At 72.2% G+C, this 17648-nt stretch carries 15 protein-coding genes and 1 pseudogene; 4 read left to right on the forward strand and 12 right to left on the reverse strand.

Annotated elements, in window-relative coordinates:
* The 7 genes and pseudogenes from KR546_RS16245 to KR546_RS16275 form a co-directional block, all read right to left on the reverse strand.
* Positions 1 to 1063, reverse strand: a 1063-nt coding sequence (locus tag KR546_RS16245; protein ID WP_338019178.1) for a primosomal protein N' family DNA-binding protein, incomplete at its 3' end; no start/stop codon positions are given.
* 52 nt (positions 1064 to 1115) lie between these two features.
* Complete coding sequence (metK, locus tag KR546_RS16250) at positions 1116 to 2297, reverse strand: methionine adenosyltransferase (protein WP_238445772.1); 1182 nt, start codon at positions 2295 to 2297, stop codon at positions 1116 to 1118.
* 72 nt (positions 2298 to 2369) lie between these two features.
* The gene (coaBC, locus tag KR546_RS16255; RefSeq protein ID WP_238445806.1) at positions 2370 to 3665 is read right to left on the reverse strand and encodes a bifunctional phosphopantothenoylcysteine decarboxylase/phosphopantothenate--cysteine ligase CoaBC; all 1296 of its coding nucleotides are present in this window, start codon (positions 3663 to 3665) and stop codon (positions 2370 to 2372) included.
* Between the two features lie 131 nt (positions 3666 to 3796).
* Positions 3797 to 4024 (reverse strand): annotated as a pseudogene (gene rpoZ / locus KR546_RS16260) (DNA-directed RNA polymerase subunit omega); the annotation flags it as partial.
* 205 nt (positions 4025 to 4229) lie between these two features.
* Complete coding sequence (gene gmk, locus KR546_RS16265) at positions 4230 to 4841, reverse strand: guanylate kinase (RefSeq protein ID WP_238445773.1); 612 nt, start codon at positions 4839 to 4841, stop codon at positions 4230 to 4232.
* Positions 4838 to 5149 (reverse strand): integration host factor, actinobacterial type, encoded by a 312-nt coding sequence (gene mihF, locus KR546_RS16270; RefSeq protein ID WP_238445774.1) that lies wholly within the window; start codon positions 5147 to 5149, stop codon positions 4838 to 4840. The genes gmk and mihF overlap by 4 nt, the downstream gene beginning before the upstream one ends.
* A gap of 143 nt (positions 5150 to 5292) precedes the next feature.
* Positions 5293 to 6135, reverse strand: coding sequence for a class I SAM-dependent methyltransferase (locus KR546_RS16275; protein ID WP_238445775.1), 843 nt, complete (start codon positions 6133 to 6135; stop codon positions 5293 to 5295).
* A 108-nt stretch (positions 6136 to 6243) separates the two neighbouring features.
* On the opposite strand from KR546_RS16275, the gene KR546_RS16280 reads away from it, so the two are divergent.
* The 4 genes from KR546_RS16280 (at position 6244) to KR546_RS16295 (ending at position 9672) form a co-directional block, all read left to right on the forward strand.
* Positions 6244 to 7164: a 1,4-dihydroxy-2-naphthoyl-CoA synthase gene (locus tag KR546_RS16280; RefSeq protein ID WP_238445776.1), complete on the forward strand. Its 921-nt coding sequence runs from the start codon at positions 6244 to 6246 to the stop codon at positions 7162 to 7164.
* 83 nt (positions 7165 to 7247) lie between these two features.
* The gene (gene pyrE / locus KR546_RS16285; protein WP_238445777.1) at positions 7248 to 7910 is read left to right on the forward strand and encodes an orotate phosphoribosyltransferase; all 663 of its coding nucleotides are present in this window, start codon (positions 7248 to 7250) and stop codon (positions 7908 to 7910) included.
* 85 nt (positions 7911 to 7995) lie between these two features.
* A complete protein-coding gene (locus KR546_RS16290; RefSeq protein ID WP_238445778.1) occupies positions 7996 to 9267 on the forward strand; it encodes an aspartate aminotransferase type Ic in 1272 nt (423 codons plus the stop codon).
* A 252-nt stretch (positions 9268 to 9519) separates the two neighbouring features.
* Entirely contained in the window at positions 9520 to 9672 is a 153-nt protein-coding gene (locus tag KR546_RS16295) for a hypothetical protein (protein WP_238445779.1), read from the forward strand.
* A gap of 62 nt (positions 9673 to 9734) precedes the next feature.
* Here the strand turns inward: KR546_RS16295 and KR546_RS16300 are convergent, their stop codons facing one another.
* The 5 genes from KR546_RS16300 to carB all read right to left on the reverse strand — a co-directional run bounded on the left by KR546_RS16300 (position 9735) and on the right by carB (position 17647).
* Complete coding sequence (locus KR546_RS16300) at positions 9735 to 11132, reverse strand: NCS2 family permease (RefSeq protein WP_238445780.1); 1398 nt, start codon at positions 11130 to 11132, stop codon at positions 9735 to 9737.
* 94 nt (positions 11133 to 11226) lie between these two features.
* Positions 11227 to 12261 (reverse strand): adenosine deaminase, encoded by a 1035-nt coding sequence (locus tag KR546_RS16305; protein WP_238445781.1) that lies wholly within the window; start codon positions 12259 to 12261, stop codon positions 11227 to 11229.
* A gap of 78 nt (positions 12262 to 12339) precedes the next feature.
* Positions 12340 to 13314 (reverse strand): dihydroorotate dehydrogenase, encoded by a 975-nt coding sequence (locus tag KR546_RS16310; protein ID WP_238445782.1) that lies wholly within the window; start codon positions 13312 to 13314, stop codon positions 12340 to 12342.
* On the reverse strand, positions 13311 to 14282 hold the full coding sequence (locus tag KR546_RS16315) for a dihydroorotate dehydrogenase electron transfer subunit (protein WP_238445783.1): 972 nt from the start codon (positions 14280 to 14282) through the stop codon (positions 13311 to 13313). Before KR546_RS16315 ends, KR546_RS16310 begins: the two co-directional genes overlap by 4 nt.
* Positions 14279 to 17647 (reverse strand): carbamoyl-phosphate synthase large subunit, encoded by a 3369-nt coding sequence (gene carB / locus KR546_RS16320; protein ID WP_238445784.1) that lies wholly within the window; start codon positions 17645 to 17647, stop codon positions 14279 to 14281. The genes KR546_RS16315 and carB overlap by 4 nt, the downstream gene beginning before the upstream one ends.
* Between the last annotated feature and the right edge of the window lies 1 nt (position 17648).

The following is a 17648-nucleotide window of genomic DNA, read 5'->3' on the forward strand; positions in this document are numbered from 1 at the left end:
GCGCGGCGGCGACCTCGGCGGCGCGTGCCGCGGTCACCCCGCCGATCCGGCCGGCGCGCAGCAGCGCCCACGCGGGGGCGGACGGCACGTGGGTGGTGAGCACCGCGACCGCATCGGCCCGGCGGGCACGCTCCAGCGCGACCTCACGGGCGTGGTGACGGGGACTGCGACGCTCCTTGAGGGCAGGGTTGGCCTCGTCGAGGACGACGAACAGGCCCGGGTGGGCCAGCGGCCACAGCGCGACCCGGCGCTCGCCCACGACGACCCGCGCACGCCCGACCCGGGCGCGCAGCCACGCCCGGGTGACCGCGGACCCCGAGCTCAGGCCGGTGACGTCCACAAGCTCGTCGCGGGCGAGGTCGGTGGTCTCCCGCAGGATCGTGACCAGCCGCGCGGCGACCCGGGATCCCGCGTCGGGCACCACCACCAGGGCGTCGCGTCCTCCCGCGACGGTGGCGCGCACGGCCTCGGCCAGCCGGGTGGCGACATCCTCGGCCGGCAGCGGGCGCCACACCCGCGCGTCGGCGCCCGCGTGCAACGACTGCCACACGTCGGCACCGCCGTGCTCGTAGGCGGCCCAGCCCAGTGGCAACGGGTCCGGCGCACCGACCGGCCGCTCGGCGTCGGGCCCCCACGGGAGCAGGCCCGCCTCGGCCAGGGACTGCTCGACACGCACGACGCGGCCCGGCAGCGCATGTCGCACGACGTCGGCGCGGGTCCCACCCCAGCGCCGTGCCGCCCAGTCGAACAGCGCGAGGTCGTCGGGCGTCGCCCAGGGGTAGTCCCCCAGCACCCGGCGGGCCGCCCGCAGGCGTCCCTCGTCGACGTCGGTGTGGGACGGGCGCTCGACGACCAGGGCGCGACGGACCCGGCCGGCGAACACGACCTCGACGCGCCAGCCCACGTCGACGGCGTCGGGCAGGTCACCCACCAGGTAGTCGAAGGGCCGGTCGAGGTGGTACGGCTCGACCTCGACGATGGCCCGGAGCAGGTCGGTCCGGGCCCCGGGATCGCTCGACGTCCGCGTCGAGGCGGACGTGGGCCCGACCGGACCGCCCGCCACGCCCGTCGGGTCGGACGACGGGTCGGCGGCGGCGGACGGGTCCGTCAGCGTCCTACAGCGCGTCGCGCAGGGCGTCGGCGCGGTCGGTGCGCTCCCAGGTGAAGCGGTCACCGTCACGGCCGAAGTGGCCGTACGCGGCGGTCTCGCGGTAGCCGGGCGACTTCAGGTCCAGCGCGTCGATGATGGCGGCCGGGCGCAGGTCGAAGACCTGGCGGATCGCCTCCTCGATGCGGGCCGGGTCCTCGGTCTCGGTCCCGAAGGTCTCGACCATCAGGGACACGGGCTCGGCCTTGCCGATCGCGTAGGCGACCTGGAGTTCGCAGCGGTCCGCGAGCCCGGCGGCCACGACGTTCTTGGCGACCCAGCGGGTGGCGTAGGCGGCCGAGCGGTCGACCTTGGACGGGTCCTTGCCCGAGAACGCCCCACCACCGTGTCGGGCCACGCCGCCGTAGGTGTCGACGATGATCTTGCGGCCGGTCAGGCCGGCGTCGGCGACGGGCCCCCCGGACACGAAGCGTCCGGTCGGGTTGACGATGATCCGCACGTCGTCGGGGTCGGTGTCGTCGGGCAGCAGCGGGTGCACGACGTGCTCGGTCACGCCGGCACGGACCTGGTCGAGGGTCACGTCGTCGTCGTGCTGGGTGGAGACCACGACCGTGTCGACCCCGACCGGGCGATCGTCCTCGTACCAGGCGGTCACCTGGGTCTTGGCGTCGGGCCGCAGCCAGGTCAGCTCGCCCTTGTGGCGCACGTCGGCGATCTTGCGTGCCATGCGGTGGGCGAGGTCGATGGTCAGGGGCATCATCGACTCGGTCTCGCGGCAGGCGAAGCCGAACATCATCCCCTGGTCACCGGCGCCGAGCGTGGCGTAGCGGTCCTCGGTGGTCTGGCCACGGTGCTCGAGCGCTTCGTCGACCCCCATCGCGATGTCACTGGACTGCTCGTCGAGGGCGACGAGGACACCACACGTGTTGCCGTCGAACCCCAGGTCGGAGGAGTCGTAGCCGATCGACAGGATCGTGTCGCGGACCACCCGTGGGATGTCCACGTAGGTCGAGGTCGAGATCTCGCCGGCGACCACGGCCATGCCGGTCGTCACCAGCGTCTCGCAGGCGACGCGGCCGTCCGGATCCTCGGCCAGGATCGCATCCAGGATGCTGTCGGAGATCTGGTCGGCCATCTTGTCGGGATGGCCCTCGGACACGGATTCGGAGGTGAACAGTCGTCGGGACACGGACGGCTCCTCGGTTCTGGTGGGGTGGAAGGGGTGGAAGGGGTGGTGTGGGTGGCAGCGCCGCGAGGTCGGTCAGCGGCCCGGTGCCGGTTCCCGCGAGGGTGCCGGATCGGCGGCGGCCAGGCGAACATCGACCACGTCCAGCAGTCGGTCGGCCACCTCGTCCTTGCTGGTCAGCGCGACGTCGGTCCGGCTGCCGTCGGCCGCCAGGATGACGACCTCGTTGGTGTCGTGGCCGAAGCCGGCACCGGTCGCGGTCAGGTCGTTGACGACCAGCAGGTCGGCCTGTTTGCGCGCCAGCTTGTCCCGGCCGTTGGCGACCGGGTCGTCGGTCTCGGCGGCGAACCCGACCAGCACCGTGGGGCCGCCTCCGCCCTCGGCGCGTCGCCGGCCCAGGTCGGCGAGGATGTCGGGATTGGGCACCAGCGACAGCGTCGGGGTGCCGTCCGCCTTCTTCAGCTTGCGCTGGGCCACGTCCGCGGGGCGGAAGTCGGCGACCGCGGCGGCCTTCACGACCACGTCGGCATCGGCGCGCGCCAGCACCTGCTCGTGCATCTCGCTGGCGGTCGTGACCTCGACCCGGGTGACCCCGGGGGGTGTCGGCAGCTCGGAGCCGGCGATGACGAGGTCGACGTCGGCACCACGGCGAGCCGCGGCCGCGGCGATCGCGATGCCCATGCGACCGGTCGAGCGGTTGCCGAGCCAGCGCACCGGGTCGATCGGCTCGCGGGTCCCCCCGGCGGTCACGACCACGCGACGTCCGGCCCACGGCTGCTCGTCGGGGTCCGCCACGACCTCGAGGTCGGGCACGCCACCGACGGGGGTCTCCCGGTCCTGGCCCAGGGCGGCGACGACGGCCGCGACGAACGCGTCGGGCTCGACCGCGCGCCCTGCGCCGACGTCTCCGCCCATCAGGGCGCCCTCGGCGGGACCGACCAGCGCGACACCGCGTTCACGCAGCACGGCGGCGTTGGCCCGGGTGGCCGGGTGCTCCCACATCTCGGTGTGCATCGCCGGTGCCATGACGACCGGCGCCGTGGTCGCCAGCAGGGTGGTGGTCAACAGGTCGTCGGCGAGCCCGCTGGCGGCCCGGGCCATCGTGTGGGCCGTCGCCGGGTAGACCGCCACGACGTCGGCGTGCCGTGCCAGCGCGACGTGGGTCTCCTCCTCGACGGCGTCCCACACCTCGCTGCGGACCGCGCGTCCGGTCAGCCCCTCGAAGGTTGCAGCACCCACGAACCGGGCGCCGCCACGGGTCAGCACGACGTCGACGTCCGCGCCGGCCGCCACCAACCGACGCACCACCAGGGGTGCCTTGTAGGCCGCGATGCCACCGGTCACCCCGATGACGATCCGCCGGTTGCGCAGTGACGCGATGTCGGCGACCGTGCCGCTCACGCGCCGGCGTCGCCGTCGGGCTGAGCCGTCGAGGGGGCCTCGTCCTCGACGATGCTGAGCAGGTCCTCGTCGGCCTCGATGAAGGCCAGCGGGTCGCGGGTCGGCTCCTCGGCCGGCTCGCCCTCCTCGACCTTGCCCTGGGCGATCTCCTCGAGGGCGATCGTCAACGGCTTGTTGGACTCGGTGGACACCAGGGGCGGCACCAGTCGCCCGGTCCCCTCGCCCAGCTGCTGGTAGTAGGCGTTGATCTCCCGGGCGCGCTTGGCGGCCAGGATGGTGAGGTGGAACTTGGACGAGGTGGCGTCCATCAGGTCGTCGATGTGGGCCATGGAGGTTGCCTGACGAGTTCGGGAGCGTGCGGACGGGCGTGGTCGCCACGATCGTGCGGGCGGCAGCGTGGTCACCGGGGATGGCGAGGGTCGCCGCCGCGACGTGTTCGCGCGCGGCCCCGCAGTTCCACGGAGGAGCACGGATCGGGCACGCCGAGGTGGTTGACGTGATTCTACCGGGTCGCACGTCGGTTGCCGGCTGCGGTCACCGGCCGGACGAACCCTCGGGCAGCCGGGCCGACGCGCCCCGGCTGATCCGGTCGCGCCGGGCACGCTCGATCAGCTCGACCACCTCGGCGACGGCGCGATCCGGCTGGTCGTTGACCACGACGTGGTCGAACGAGTCGGCCGCGGCCAGCTCGACCCGTGCACGGTCGAGCCGCGCCTCGACCTGCGCGTCGTCCTCGGTGCCCCGGGCGGCCAGCCGGCGTCTCAGCTCGTCCATGTCCGGCGGCGCCAGGAAGATGCGCAGTGCCTCCGGGACCCGCTCGGCGACCTGGGCGGCGCCCTGGACCTCGATCTCGAGGATCACCACGCGCCCGCGGGCGAGGCGTTCGGCCACCGCCGTGCGCAGGGTGCCGTACCAGTGCCCGGCGAACTGGGCGTGCTCCAGGAAGGCGTCGGCGGCGACCAGCCGGGCAAACTCGTCGGGCTCGACGAAGTGGTAGTGCACCCCCTCCCGCTCGTCCGGTCGGGGCTCGCGGGTCGTCGCCGACACCGACTTCTCGGCCTCGTCGAGGACGTCCATGACCCCGCCGAGCACCGTGCCCTTGCCCACCCCGGAGGGGCCGGCGACCACCACCAGCAGGCCACTCACGACAGCGCGTCCAACAGGTCGCGCCGCTGGCGAGGACCCAGCCCCCCCAGGCGGCGGGACGCGGCGATGTCCAGTCCCTCCATCAGCCGACGACTGCGCACCGGGCCGATCCTCGGCAGGGCGCGCAGCACGTCGGACACCCGCATCCCGGCGACCACGTCGTTGTCGTCGGCCCGCTCCAGCAGGTCGGCCAGCGAGATCTCCCCGGCGCCGAGCATCTGCTTGATCGAGGCCCGGGTCGTGCGGACCTCCTGGGCCCGCTCCAGGGCCGCGCGACGCTGCTCGTCGGTTCGCTCGGGTACCACCATGGTCGCCCCCTGGACTGGTGCACGGCGTGCGTCGGCCGCCGGCGCACGGACCCGACCCCGCGCCGGTGTTCCGCGGAGGGACGTCGGCGTCGGGGTGGGCCGAGGGTCAGGCTAGGCGACCTCGGCACCGGCGCGGTCGGGGGTCAGGTCGACGACGGTCGCCGGGCCCGTACCGAGAACATGGTCGGCAGGTGGGCACGGAGCGGCTCGGGCAGGGCCCAGAACCCCGGGGCGACCGGCTCCCACAGGCCCCAGGGCGGCCAGTCGGTCCAGGTGTGCTCGACGAGGTGGTCGACCACCAGCCCGCGGTCCAGCAGCGCGGTGACGATCTCGCCCAGCCCGTGGTTCCACTCGTGGCTCGGCAGGTCGGCGACCTGGTGGTCGGCCACGTCCACGTAGGTGTCGTCGCCGGTCCAGGTAATCGGCTCGTCGGTCTCGAAGTAGGGGTACCGGAGCGTGAAGGTGTCGTCTTCGTCGTCCAGCGACAACAGGACCGGGTGGGCGTCCCGGACGAACACCGTCCCGCCGGGGGCCAGCAGGTCGGCGACCACCCCGCCCCAACGGTCGATGTCGGGCAGCCAGCACAGCGCCCCGACCCCGGTGTAGACCAGGTCGAAGGTGCGCCCGCCAAGCAGTTCGACGGCGTCGTCGACCGGCCCGACCACGAACTCGACCTCGTCGCCCGTGTCCGCCGCCAACCCCCGCGCCTGCTCGATCGACGCCGGCGACAGGTCGAGCCCGACGACCGGCGTGGCACCCAGGCGCGCCAGCGAGATCGTGTCGGTCCCGATGTGGCACTGGAGGTGGACCGCACTGCGGCCGGCGATGTCCCCCAGCCACTGGCGGTCGAACGCCACGACGGTCGACAGCGCGTCCGGGTCGGTCCGGTACTCCTCGACCCGGTAGTCGCGCGACGCGGCGTGGGCGGGCGCACGGTCGTCCCACATCGCGCGGTTGTCGTCGATGAAGCGCTGCTGGTCGGCCACGGCGGCTCCCGATGTCGGCGGGGCACGATCCTAGGAGCCGACCCGGCGAGGTTGGCGGAGACGCCGATCACCTAGGCTGGCGCCGTCCGCGAGCGAGGCCGATCCCCCATGGTGTCCGAGGTGTCCGAACTGTTCGACCCGTCCGCGTGGCAGGCCGTCGCGGGGTTCGACCTCACCGACCTGACCTACCACCGCCACGTCGACGCCGGCATCGTGCGCATCGCCTTCGACCGTCCCGAGGTCCGCAACGCCTTCCGACCCCACACCGTCGACGAGCTCCACCAGGCACTGGACCACGCCCGCCAGTCCTCCGACGTCGGCTGTGTCCTGCTGACCGGCAACGGGCCCAGTGACAAGGACGGCGGTCGGGCGTTCTGCTCCGGTGGCGACCAGCGCATCCGTGGGGCCGACGGCTACCGCTACTCCACGACCGTGGATGGGGCCGAGGACGCCTCGGGGGTCGACCCGGGGCGATCGGGGCGGCTCCACATCCTCGAGGTGCAACGCCTGGTCCGGCACATGCCCAAGGTCGTCGTGGCCGTGGTCAACGGCTGGGCGGCCGGCGGCGGCCACTCGCTGCACGTCGTGTGCGACCTGACCATCGCGTCACGGGAGCACGCCCGGTTCAAGCAGACCGACCTCGCGGTGGCCTCGGTCGACGGCGGCTTCGGGTCGGCCTACCTCGCCAAGCAGGTCGGCCAGAAGTTCGCCCGGGAGATCTTCCTGCTGGGCGAGACCTACGACGCCGAGGCCGGCGTGCGCATGGGCACGGTCAACCGGGCCGTGCCCCACGACGAGCTCGAGCAGACCGCGATCGACTGGGGCCGGACCATCCTGTCCAACTCGCCCACCGCCACGCGGATGTTCAAGTTCGCCATGAACCTCACCGACGACGGCCTGGTCGGCCAGCAGGTCTTCGCCGGCGAGGCGACCCGGTTGATCTACGGCACCGACGAGGCCGTCGAGGGCCGCGACGCCTTCCTGGAGAAGCGCCCCCGCGACTGGTCCGGCGTCCCCTGGCACTACTAGTTCGCCCGAGTGGGTGCAGGACCGAGCGGAACGCGCACCGAACTGCACCCACTCGGGCTCCTCGACACCTGGGAGGCACTGCCATGGACACGGCCGACTTCGTGGACTTCCTGCTGGAGCACGACGTGCTGGCGTTCGGCGACTTCACGACGAAGTCGGGTCGGGCGACGCCGTACTTCCTGAACTTCGGCAACCTCGGGACCGGTGCCCAGATCGACACGGTCGGCCGGGCCTACGCCGACCACGTCGTCGCGACCTTCGGCGACGACGTCGACGTCCTGTTCGGGCCGGCCTACAAGGGGATCCCGCTGGCCGTGGCCACGGCCGTGTCGCTGCAGCGTGACCACGGGCTCGACGTCGCCTGGACCTTCGACCGCAAGGAGGCCAAGGACCACGGCGAGGGGGGCTCGCTGGTGGGCCACGTCCCCACCGACGGCCAGCGGGTGGTGATCGTCGAGGACGTCACGACGGCCGGGACGTCGATCCGCGAGACGGTCCCGAAGCTGCGCGCCGTGGCCGACGTCGACGTGGTCGGGCTGGTGGTGTCGGTGGACCGTCGCGAGCGCGGCACGCGTGACGACGTCACCGCCCTGGACGAGGTCGCCGAGGAGTTCGGCCTGCGGGCCACGGCGATCACCGACATCGACCGGGTCGTCGAGGTCCTGACGGCCCCCGGTCGTGACGTCCTGTCCGCCGACGACCTCGATCGACTGGCCGCCTACCGGGACCGGTGGGGCGTGTCCTGACCCTCGGGCACGCGACATAGGCTGTCACGGCAGCCTGCACGCCTCCACCCACCCCGCCCCGGCAGCCATTCCCGGAAGTCTCGCCATGTCCGACCTCGCCAGCACCACCGCTCCCGCAGCCTCGCTCGACGAACTCGAGCAGGCCCATGCCGACCTCGTGGCCGCCGGCCTCGACCTCGACCTGACCCGTGGCAAGCCCGGCGCGGACCAGCTCGACCTGTCGACGGACCTCGACGGGATCATCGGTGACGACTGGATGCTCGACGGGGTCGACACGCGCAACTACGGCTCGCTCGACGGCCTGCCGTCGATCAAGGCCATCGGCGGTCGGCTCCTGGGGATGCCGGCGACCAACGTGCTCGCGGGTGGCAACTCCAGCCTCGAGCTGATGGGGCGCTACCTGGTGCACGCGCACGTGTTCGGTGTCGGTGGCCCCGACACGGCCTGGAACCGGGGCCAGCCGAAGATGCTGTGCCCGGTGCCGGGCTACGACCGCCACTTCTCGCTGACCGAGCACCTCGGCATCGAGATGGTCCCGGTCGAGCTGACCGAGGACGGTCCGGACATGGACCGGGTGGAGGAGCTGGTCGGCAACGACCACGACGTCGTGGGCATGTGGTGCGTCCCGAAGTACGCCAACCCCACCGGGATCACCTACGCCACCGAGGTCGTGCGTCGGCTCGCCCGGCTGGGCCAGGTCGCCTCCGACCACTTCCGGATCATGTGGGACAACGCCTACGCCGTGCACGACCTGACCGACCAACCCGACTACCTCGAGTCGATCTTCACCGAGGCCGAGGTCAACGGCACCCAGGACTCGGTGGTGCAGTTCGCGTCGACCTCCAAGATCACCCTGGCCGGGTCCGGTGTGGCCTTCCTGGGCACCAGCCTCGGCAACCTCGCCGCGTTCCGCGACCACCTCCAGTACTTCACCATCGGGCCGGACAAGGTCAACCACCTCCGCCACGTCCGCAAGCTGGGTGGCTCGCGCGCCATCGGCGACCACATGGCGGCGCAGGCGGAGCTGATCCGGCCCAAGTTCGCGATCGTGCAGGAGGTCCTCGCCGACGGGCTGGGCGACGACGGCCGGCACGGCCACTGGAGCACGCCCAGCGGGGGCTACTTCGTCTCGTTCTGGTCCCGACCGGGACTCGCCGGCGAGATCGTCGACCTCGCCGCGCGAGCCGGGGTGAAGCTGACCCCGGCGGGGGCTGCCTTCCCGTACGGCGACGACCCCGACGACAGCCACATCCGGCTCGCGCCGACCTACCCGGCGCAGGACGACGTCCGCCGGGCGATGGAGGTCTTCGTGACCTGCGTGAAGCTCGCGACCGCCCGGGCCGACACGACGTCGTGACCGGTCCGTGACGACCATCCGACGGCCACACCGGACGTGACGTCGGTGCGGTGATCGTCCGGACGGGTCGGGACCGCCCCGGGCCTCCCCCGGCGACCACGCCAGGGATACCGTCGACGATGTCGCGGGTGCCGTGTTTCGCCACGCCAGGAGCGGGTGTCACCACCCCCGACGACCGAGCGTCCGCACCACGAACCCGGTGCAGATCCTCGACCGACCGCACACAACCGCAGCACCCACATCGGAACACCCATGAAGCTCCGTCGCCGCCAGCCCACCAGTGACGCGATCCGTCGCGCGGGCAACTGCCCCACCTGCCTGGCCACCGGCCAGACGCCGCTCGGCGCCCCCCTCCACTTCCAGCTCATCACCTGCCCCGCCTGCGACGGGACCGGTCGCCTCTGACCGACCCCCGCCGCACGAACCAACGGGCAGCCCGGAGACGGGCTGCCCGTTCTCGTGTCGGACTATCCGAGGACGAAGAAGCGCCAGGCGACCAGCACGGCCAGGATCGCCATCACCGGTCGGATCTCGCGGACCCGGCCGGCCAGGGTCATGATCGCGACGTGGGCGATGATGCCCAGGCTGATGCCGTCGGTGATCGAGTAGGTGAACGGCATCCCCACGATGGCGAGGAAGGCCGGCACCGACTGCGTGACGTCGGTCCAGTCGATCTTCGTGACCGAGGTCATCATCATCGCCCCGATCACGACCAGGACCGGGGCGGTCGCGACCTCGGGGATCACGCTGGCGAGGGGCGCGAACACCATCGCGAGCAGGAACAGGCCCCCGACCACCAGGGAGGCCAGGCCGGTCCGCCCGCCCTCCTCGACACCGGCAGCCGACTCGATGTAGGTGGTCGTGGACGACGTGCCCAGCACGGCCCCGACGCTGGTGGCCAGCCCGTCGGCAGCGAACGCGGGCATCGGCGCGTCGATGGTGCCGTCCTCGTCCATCATGCCGGCCTTGTCCGTCAGGCCGATCAGGGTCCCGGCCGTGTCGAAGAAGTCGACGAACAGGAAGGTGAACACCACCGACAGCACCCCGGTGCCCAACGCGGCCGGGATGTCCAGGGCCCCCACCAGGTCACTGGGCCAGGTGAACCCGACCACGCCGTCGGTGAAGCCCGGGAAGGCCACGGGGCCGTCGGCACCTGGGTAGACCTCCAGGCCGGAGACCATGGCGACGACGGTGACGGCCACGATGGCGATCACCAGGGCGCCCTTGACCCGCCGGGCCAGCAGCGCGCCGGCCAGCACCACGCCACCAACGGCCAGCCACAGGGTCGGCGAGGTCCAGTCGCCACGCGTGACCAGGGTGTCGGGCGAGTCCCCGATCAGGCCGGCACCGGCGAAGCCGATGATCGCGAGGAACGCCCCGATCCCGGCCGTGATCGCGTGCTTGAGGTACAGCGGGATCGCCTCGAGGATCCACTGGCGCAGCCCGGTCAACGAGATGACCAGGAACAGCAGCCCGGACACGAACACCGCGCCGAGCGCGGTCTGCCACGAGTACCCCAGCCCACCGACGACGGTGAAGGCGAAGTAGGCGTTGAGTCCCAGCCCCGGGGCGAGCGCGAACGGCAGGTTGGCCCACAGCGCCATCACCAGGGTCCCGAACGCCGCCGCGAGGCAGGTGACCGTCAGCAGCTGGGGGAACGCGCCCTCGACGTCGATCGCGTTGGACAGGATCGACGGGTTGACGAAGATGATGTAGGCCATCGTCAGGAACGTCGTGATCCCGGCCCGGACCTCCGTGCTGATGGTCGAGCCACGCTCGGTGACGTGGAAGTACCGGTCGAGGCCCGATCCGCGGCCCGATGACGGTGTGGCGGTGGACGTGGGATCGGTGATCGACTCGGGCATGTGGGGGGACCTTCGCACGGGCGTGGGGGGGCGGGGTCGGACCGCGTGCCCGGCAACCTAGACGAACGTCCTCGCCCCGCGACGACACCCCGTTTCAGGGACGGGCGTCGAGGTCGGCGAGGTGGATCTGCTTGACGTCGTCTTCCAGGAACGACGCCGTGATCGAGTTGGCGGCCAGCTCGACCAGGACGTCGCGGTCGAGGTCGAAGGTCTCGGCCACGGCGACGAGGTTGTCCCCCACGTACCCACCGAAGTACGACGGGTCGTCGGAGTTGATCGTCACCACGAGGTCCTCCGCCAGCAGCCGAGGCAGCGGGTGGTCCGCGAGCGTGTCCACGACGCGCAGGGCCACGTTGGACAGCGGACACACCGTCAGGGGGACCCGGTCGCGTCGCAACCGTGCGACCAGGTCGGTGTCCTCGAGGCAGCGCACGCCGTGGTCGATGCGCTCGGCCCCCAGCTCGTCCAGCGCGCCGGTGATGAACGACGGTGGCCCCTCCTCCCCGGCGTGGGCCACCGCACGCAGGCCGAGCTCGCGTGCCCGGGCGAACGCGTCGACGAACCGCTCGGGCGGGTTGTCGACCTCGGCGGAGTCCAGCCCGATGGCGACGACCCCGTCCAGGTGCGGCTCGGCTGCCTCCACGGTCGCCAGCGCGTCCTCGCCGGACAGGTGTCGCAGGACGCACAGCACCAGCTCGCTGGTGATCCCGTGGACCCGGCGGGCATCGGCCATCGCGGCCCGGAAGCCCTCCATGAAGCCCGGGAAGCCCACCCCACGCTCCACGTGTGCCTGCGGGTCGAAGAAGATCTCGGCCCGGACCACGCCGTCGGCGACCGCGCGGTCGAGGTAGGCCGTCATCAGCTCGGCGTAGTCGTCGGGCGTGCGCAGGACCGCCATGCCGGCGTAGTAGACGTCGAGGAAGGACTGGAGGTCGACGAAGTCGTAGGCCGATCGGACCTCGTCGACCGATGACCAGGGCAGGTCGACGTCGTTGCGCTCGGCGAGCCGGACCAGCAGCTCGGGCTCGAGGGTCCCCTCGACGTGGAGGTGGAGCTCGGCCTTGGGCAGGGAGCGGACGAACTCGGGCAACGTCACGGACTCGTCGGTGGCGGTTCGGGACTCGGTCACACGGGACCTCGTGTCGGGGGTGCCCACGCTAGGCGAGCGTCCCGGTCGGCCGCCGCCCGACCGGGCACCGGCCGGACCTCAGCGAGGGTGGTGCGGCCACGGCTCGATGCGGCCCCGCAGGTCGGCCAGCGCGGTGTGGCCACGTCGCCCCAGCCACGGACCGAGGTCGCGGACCAGGTTCGCGGCGGTGAACGGGTCGGCGAACGTGGCCGTGCCGATGGCGACGGCGGACGCACCGGCGCGCACCATCTCCACGACGTCGGTGACGGTCCGGACCCCGCCCATGCCGATGATCGGCACCTCGGGGCCGAGCTCGGTGAACAGCTGGTGGACGGCGCGCACGGCCATCGGGCGGATCGCCGGACCCGACAGCCCGGCGAACCCGTTGGCGACCTTGGGACGCCCCGTCTCGGCGTCGATGGCCATGCCCAACGTCGTGTTGATGGCCGAGATCCCGGTGGCGCCCGCCTCGACGACCGAGCGTCCGATCCGGGCGATGTCGGTGACGTCGGGGGTGAGCTTGGCGAACAGCGGGCGGTCGGGCAGCGCCTGGCGGACCGCCCGCACGACCTCTGCCGAGCGGCCGGGGTCACAGGCGAACACCAACCCTCGGTGTGACACGTTCGGACACGACAGGTTCACCTCGACCGCCGCGACGCTGCGGGAGGCCGCGACGCGCCGGGCCACCTCGCGGTAGTCGTCGACGCTGTTGCCGGCGATCGACGCGACCACCCGGGCACCGCGGGAGGCGAGCCACGGGACGTCCCGCTCGAGCCACGCGTCCACGCCGGGGTTCTGCAGGCCGATGGCGTTGAGCATCCCCGACGGGGTCTCGCTCATGCGCGGGGTCGGCAGGCCCTCCCGGGGTTCGAGCGTGACCGACTTCGCGACCACCGCACCCAGCTCGGAGACGTTCCACAGCGCGTCGATCTCGCGCCCCGACGCGAAGCACCCGGACGCAGTCATGATCGGGTTCGGCAGCACCAGGCCACCGAGGTCGACCGACAGGTCGACCCCGGTGGTGCGTCCGGTGGGCCGGGTCGTCGTGCTCATCGCCGACCCCCCGTCCGGACCGTGCGGACGCCAGCGGTGAAGTGGCCCTCGTCGGCCCGGGAGTCGTCGGGCCCGCGACCGTCGTGGTCGGACGCATCGCGGTCGTCCAGGTCGTCGTCCACCGGCTCGTGGGCGGTCTCGGTGTAGCGCGACTCCTCCCAGGCGATCCGGGTCGAGGTGAACACGGGGCCGTCCACGCAGACACGACGGTTCTGGACACCCTTGCGGGTGTGGATCGGCAGGATGCAGGTCATGCACACCCCGACACCGCAGGCCATGTGCTCCTCGACCGCGACCTGGCAGGGCACCCCGGCCGCCTCGCAGATGTCGCCGACAGCGGCCAGCATGGCGTTGGGTCCGCAGGCGTACACGACCTCCGCGGCCGTGGTCTCGAGGTCCTCGGCGAGCAGGTCGGTGACCCGGCCACGGTGGCCCATCGAGCCGTCCTCGGTGGTGAACGACGACCACGTCGCCATGCGCTTGGGCACGATCGGGTCGATGATCCGGCTGGAGTCTGCTGCCCCGACCAGGAAGTTGACCCGGTGGCCCTCGGCCCGGAGTCGCTCCCCCAGGTAGTACATCGGGGCCGCCCCGTAGCCCCCACCCACGAGCAGCGCCGACACCCGTCGCTGTGGCAGGGGGAAGGCCCGGCCGAGCGGACCGAGCACCTCGAGGCTCGCCCCCGGCGGCACGCCGGCCAGCATGTCGGTGCCCGGGCCGTGCGGGTCGAGCACCACGTCGATGGTGCCCGCCACGTGGCCCCCCAGCGCCGCCCCGGCGATCGAGAACGGTCGTCGCAGCAGGGTGCCGGGGGCCGACACCGCGATGTTGACGAACTGGCCCGGTGCGGCCCGACGGGCGATCTCGGGCGCGGACAGGGTCAGGCCCCAGTACCGGCCGAGTCGGCGCCGGTCGAGGACCTCGCAGGTCATCGACACGGGTCCGACGTCGCGTCCCTGCACGCTCATCTGGCTGCTCCCACCCCGGCGGTCGTCCCCGACGGTGCCACGTCCGGGTCGTCGCTGCCGGACATCGCCGTGTCGACGTCGCCCTCGCCACCGTCGCGCGCGCTGGCCACACGCGCGAGGTGCTGCTGCAGGCTGGCCACCTGCATGCCGTTGGCCTGGACCGCCTCGATGCCCTGGATGGCGGCCAGGATGCCCGACAGCGTCGTGACACACGGGACCCCGGCCGCGATCGCCTCCTGGCGGATCATGTAGCCGTCGTCGCGGGTCCCCGGTCCGCTCGGCGTGTTGAGGACCAGCGTCACCCGACCGTCCGCGACCATGTCGAGCAGTTCGGTGTCGCCCGTGGACACCTTCGCGACGACGTCCGCGGCCACCCCGGCGCGCTGCAGCAGGTCCGCGGTCCCCTCGGTCGCGACCAGGTCGAATCCGAGGTCGGCCAGGCGCTTGGCCGGGAACACGATCGAACGCTTGTCCCGGTTGGCCACCGAGACGAACACCGTCCCGGACGTGGGCAGCACCATCGACCCGGTGCCGGCCTGGGACTTGGCGAAGGCCGCCCCGAAGGTGGTGTCGATCCCCATGACCTCGCCGGTGGAGCGCATCTCCGGTCCCAGCAGGGCGTCCACGCCGGGGAAGCGATCGAAGGGCAGCACGGCCTCCTTGACCGCCACGTGTCCGGGCCGCGGCCCGGTGACGGCGTCGTGCTCCGGGACCAGCCCCTTGGCCCGCAACTCGGCGAGGGTCTCACCGGCCATCACCCGGGCGGCCACCCGCGCCAGCGGCACGCCGGTCGCCTTCGACACGAACGGCACGGTGCGCGACGCCCGCGGGTTGGCCTCGATGCACCAGATCTGGTCGTCCCGGGTGGCGAACTGGATGTTGACCAGCCCACGCACCCCCAGGCCCTCGGCGATGCCCCGGGTGATCTCGGCGATCTGCGCCACGGTGCCACGCGACAGCGTGATCGGGGGCAGCGTGCACGCCGAGTCACCCGAGTGGACCCCGGCCTCCTCGATGTGCTCGAGCACGCCCCCGACGAAGCACTCGATGCCGTCGTAGACGGCGTCGACGTCGACCTCGATGGCGCCGTCGAGGAACCGGTCCACGAGGATCGACACGCCACCCTCGGCATGGAGGTCCTCGTCGGCCAGGGCGGTGGCGAGATAGGTGTCCAGGCCGGCCTCGTCGTCGACGATCTCCATGGCCCGGCCACCGAGCACGTAGGACGGCCGCACCAGCACCGGGTAGGACAGCCGTGCCGCGATCGCCCGGGCCTCGTCGGCCGAGTGCGCCACGCCGCCGGCGGGCATCGACACGCCCAGCTCGGTCATCAGGGCCCCGAACCGGCCCCGGTCCTCCGCCGCGTCGATCGCGTCGGGCGAGGTGCCCAGGATCCGCACCCCGGCGGCCTCCAGGCGACGTGACAGCTTCAGCGGGGTCTGGCCACCCATCGCGACCACCACGCCGACCGGCTGCTCGCGGTCCACGACCTCCATGACGTCCTCGAACGTCAGTGGCTCGAAGTACAGCCGGTCGGAGGTGTCGTAGTCGGTCGAGACGGTCTCGGGGTTGCAGTTGACCATGATGGTCTCGTAGCCCGCCTCGCCGAGTGCCTGCACGGCGTGGACGCAGCAGTAGTCGAACTCGACGCCCTGCCCGATCCGGTTGGGGCCGGAGCCGAGCACCATGACGGTGTCGCGGTCGGCCGGCACCACCTCGTCGACCAGGTCGTAGGTCGAGTAGTGGTACGGGGTGTGGGCGGTGAACTCGCCGGCACAGGTGTCCACGGTCTTGAAGACGGGGCGGATGCCGGCGTCGATCCGGCGCTGGCGGATCGCGTCCGACGTGGTCGACAGCAGCGCGGCGAGCTGGTCGTCGCTGAACCCGTCGGCCTTGGCGGCGCGCAGCAGGTCGTCGCCGAGTGCGTGCAGGTGCTCGACGCCACGCACCTCGCGACGACGCTCGACCAGCTGGAGGAACTGGTCGACGAACCACGGGTCGATGCCGGTCAGCGACGACACGTCGTCGACCGACCAGCCACGGGTCAGCGCCTCGTCGACGGCGCGGAGCCGGTCGGCGGTGGGCCGGCGCAGCCGTGCCCGCAGGTCCTCGTCGTCGACCTCCAGCGGCGCCTGGGCCCCGAAGCCGACCCGGCCGTCCTCCAGCGAGCGCAGTGCCTTGTTCACCGACTCGCGGAAGGTGCCGCCGATCGCCATCGCCTCCCCGACCGACTTCATCTTCGTGGTCAGCGTGTCGTCGGTGCCACGGAACTTCTCGAAGGCGAACCGCGGGACCTTGGTGACCACGTAGTCGATCGTGGGCTCGAAGGCCGCCATGGTCTCGCGGGTGATGTCGTTGGGGATCTCGTCGAGGGTGTAGCCGATCGCGAGCTTCGCGGCGATCTTGGCGATCGGGAACCCGGTGGCCTTGGACGCCAGGGCCGACGACCGCGACACGCGAGGGTTCATCTCGATGACCACCTGGCGACCGGTCGCGGGATCCACCGCGAACTGCACGTTGGACCCGCCGGTCTCGACGCCGATGCGACGCAGCACCGCGAACGAGGCCGTGCGCATCTGCTGGTACTCGGGGTCGGACAGGGTCATCGCCGGGGCGATGGTCAGCGAGTCGCCGGTGTGCACCCCCATCGGGTCGACGTTCTCGATCGAGCAGATCACGACGCAGTTGTCCGCAGTGTCGCGCATCACCTCCAGCTCGTACTCCTTCCAGCCCAGCACGGACTCCTCGACCAGGATCCGGTGGACCGGCGAGTCGTGCAGGCCCTGCCGTGCCATGTCGCGCAGCTCGTCGGGGTCGTGGGCGATGCCGCCACCCTTGCCCCCGAGGGTGAACGACGGGCGCAGGACGACCGGGAACCCGTACTCGTCGGCGGCCTCCAGGGCCCCCTCGACCGAGTGCACGTGGGTGGAGGCGGGCGACTCGAGCCCGATCTCGGTCATGGCGTCCTTGAACCGCTGGCGGTCCTCGGCGGTCTGGATGGCGTCCAGGTCCGCTCCCAGCACCTCGACACCCAGCCGCTCGAAGACCCCGGCCTCCTGGAGCTCGACCGCGAGGTTGAGGGCGGTCTGGCCCCCCAGGGTCGGCAGGACCGCGTCGACCTGCTCGGCCTCGAGCACGCGCGTGACCGACGCGACCGTCAGGGGCTCGACGTAGGTGGCGTCGACCAGCTCGGGATCGGTCATGATCGTCGCCGGGTTGGAGTTGACCAGCACGACCCGCAGACCCTCCTCCCGGAGCACCTTGCAGGCCTGGGTCCCGGAGTAGTCGAACTCGCAGGCCTGGCCGATCACGATCGGCCCGGACCCGAGGACCAGGACCGAGGTCAGGTCGTCACGACGTGGCATG

It is taken from the genome of Salsipaludibacter albus (assembly GCF_019798055.1).
GTDB lineage: Bacteria > Actinomycetota > Nitriliruptoria > Nitriliruptorales > Nitriliruptoraceae > Salsipaludibacter > Salsipaludibacter albus.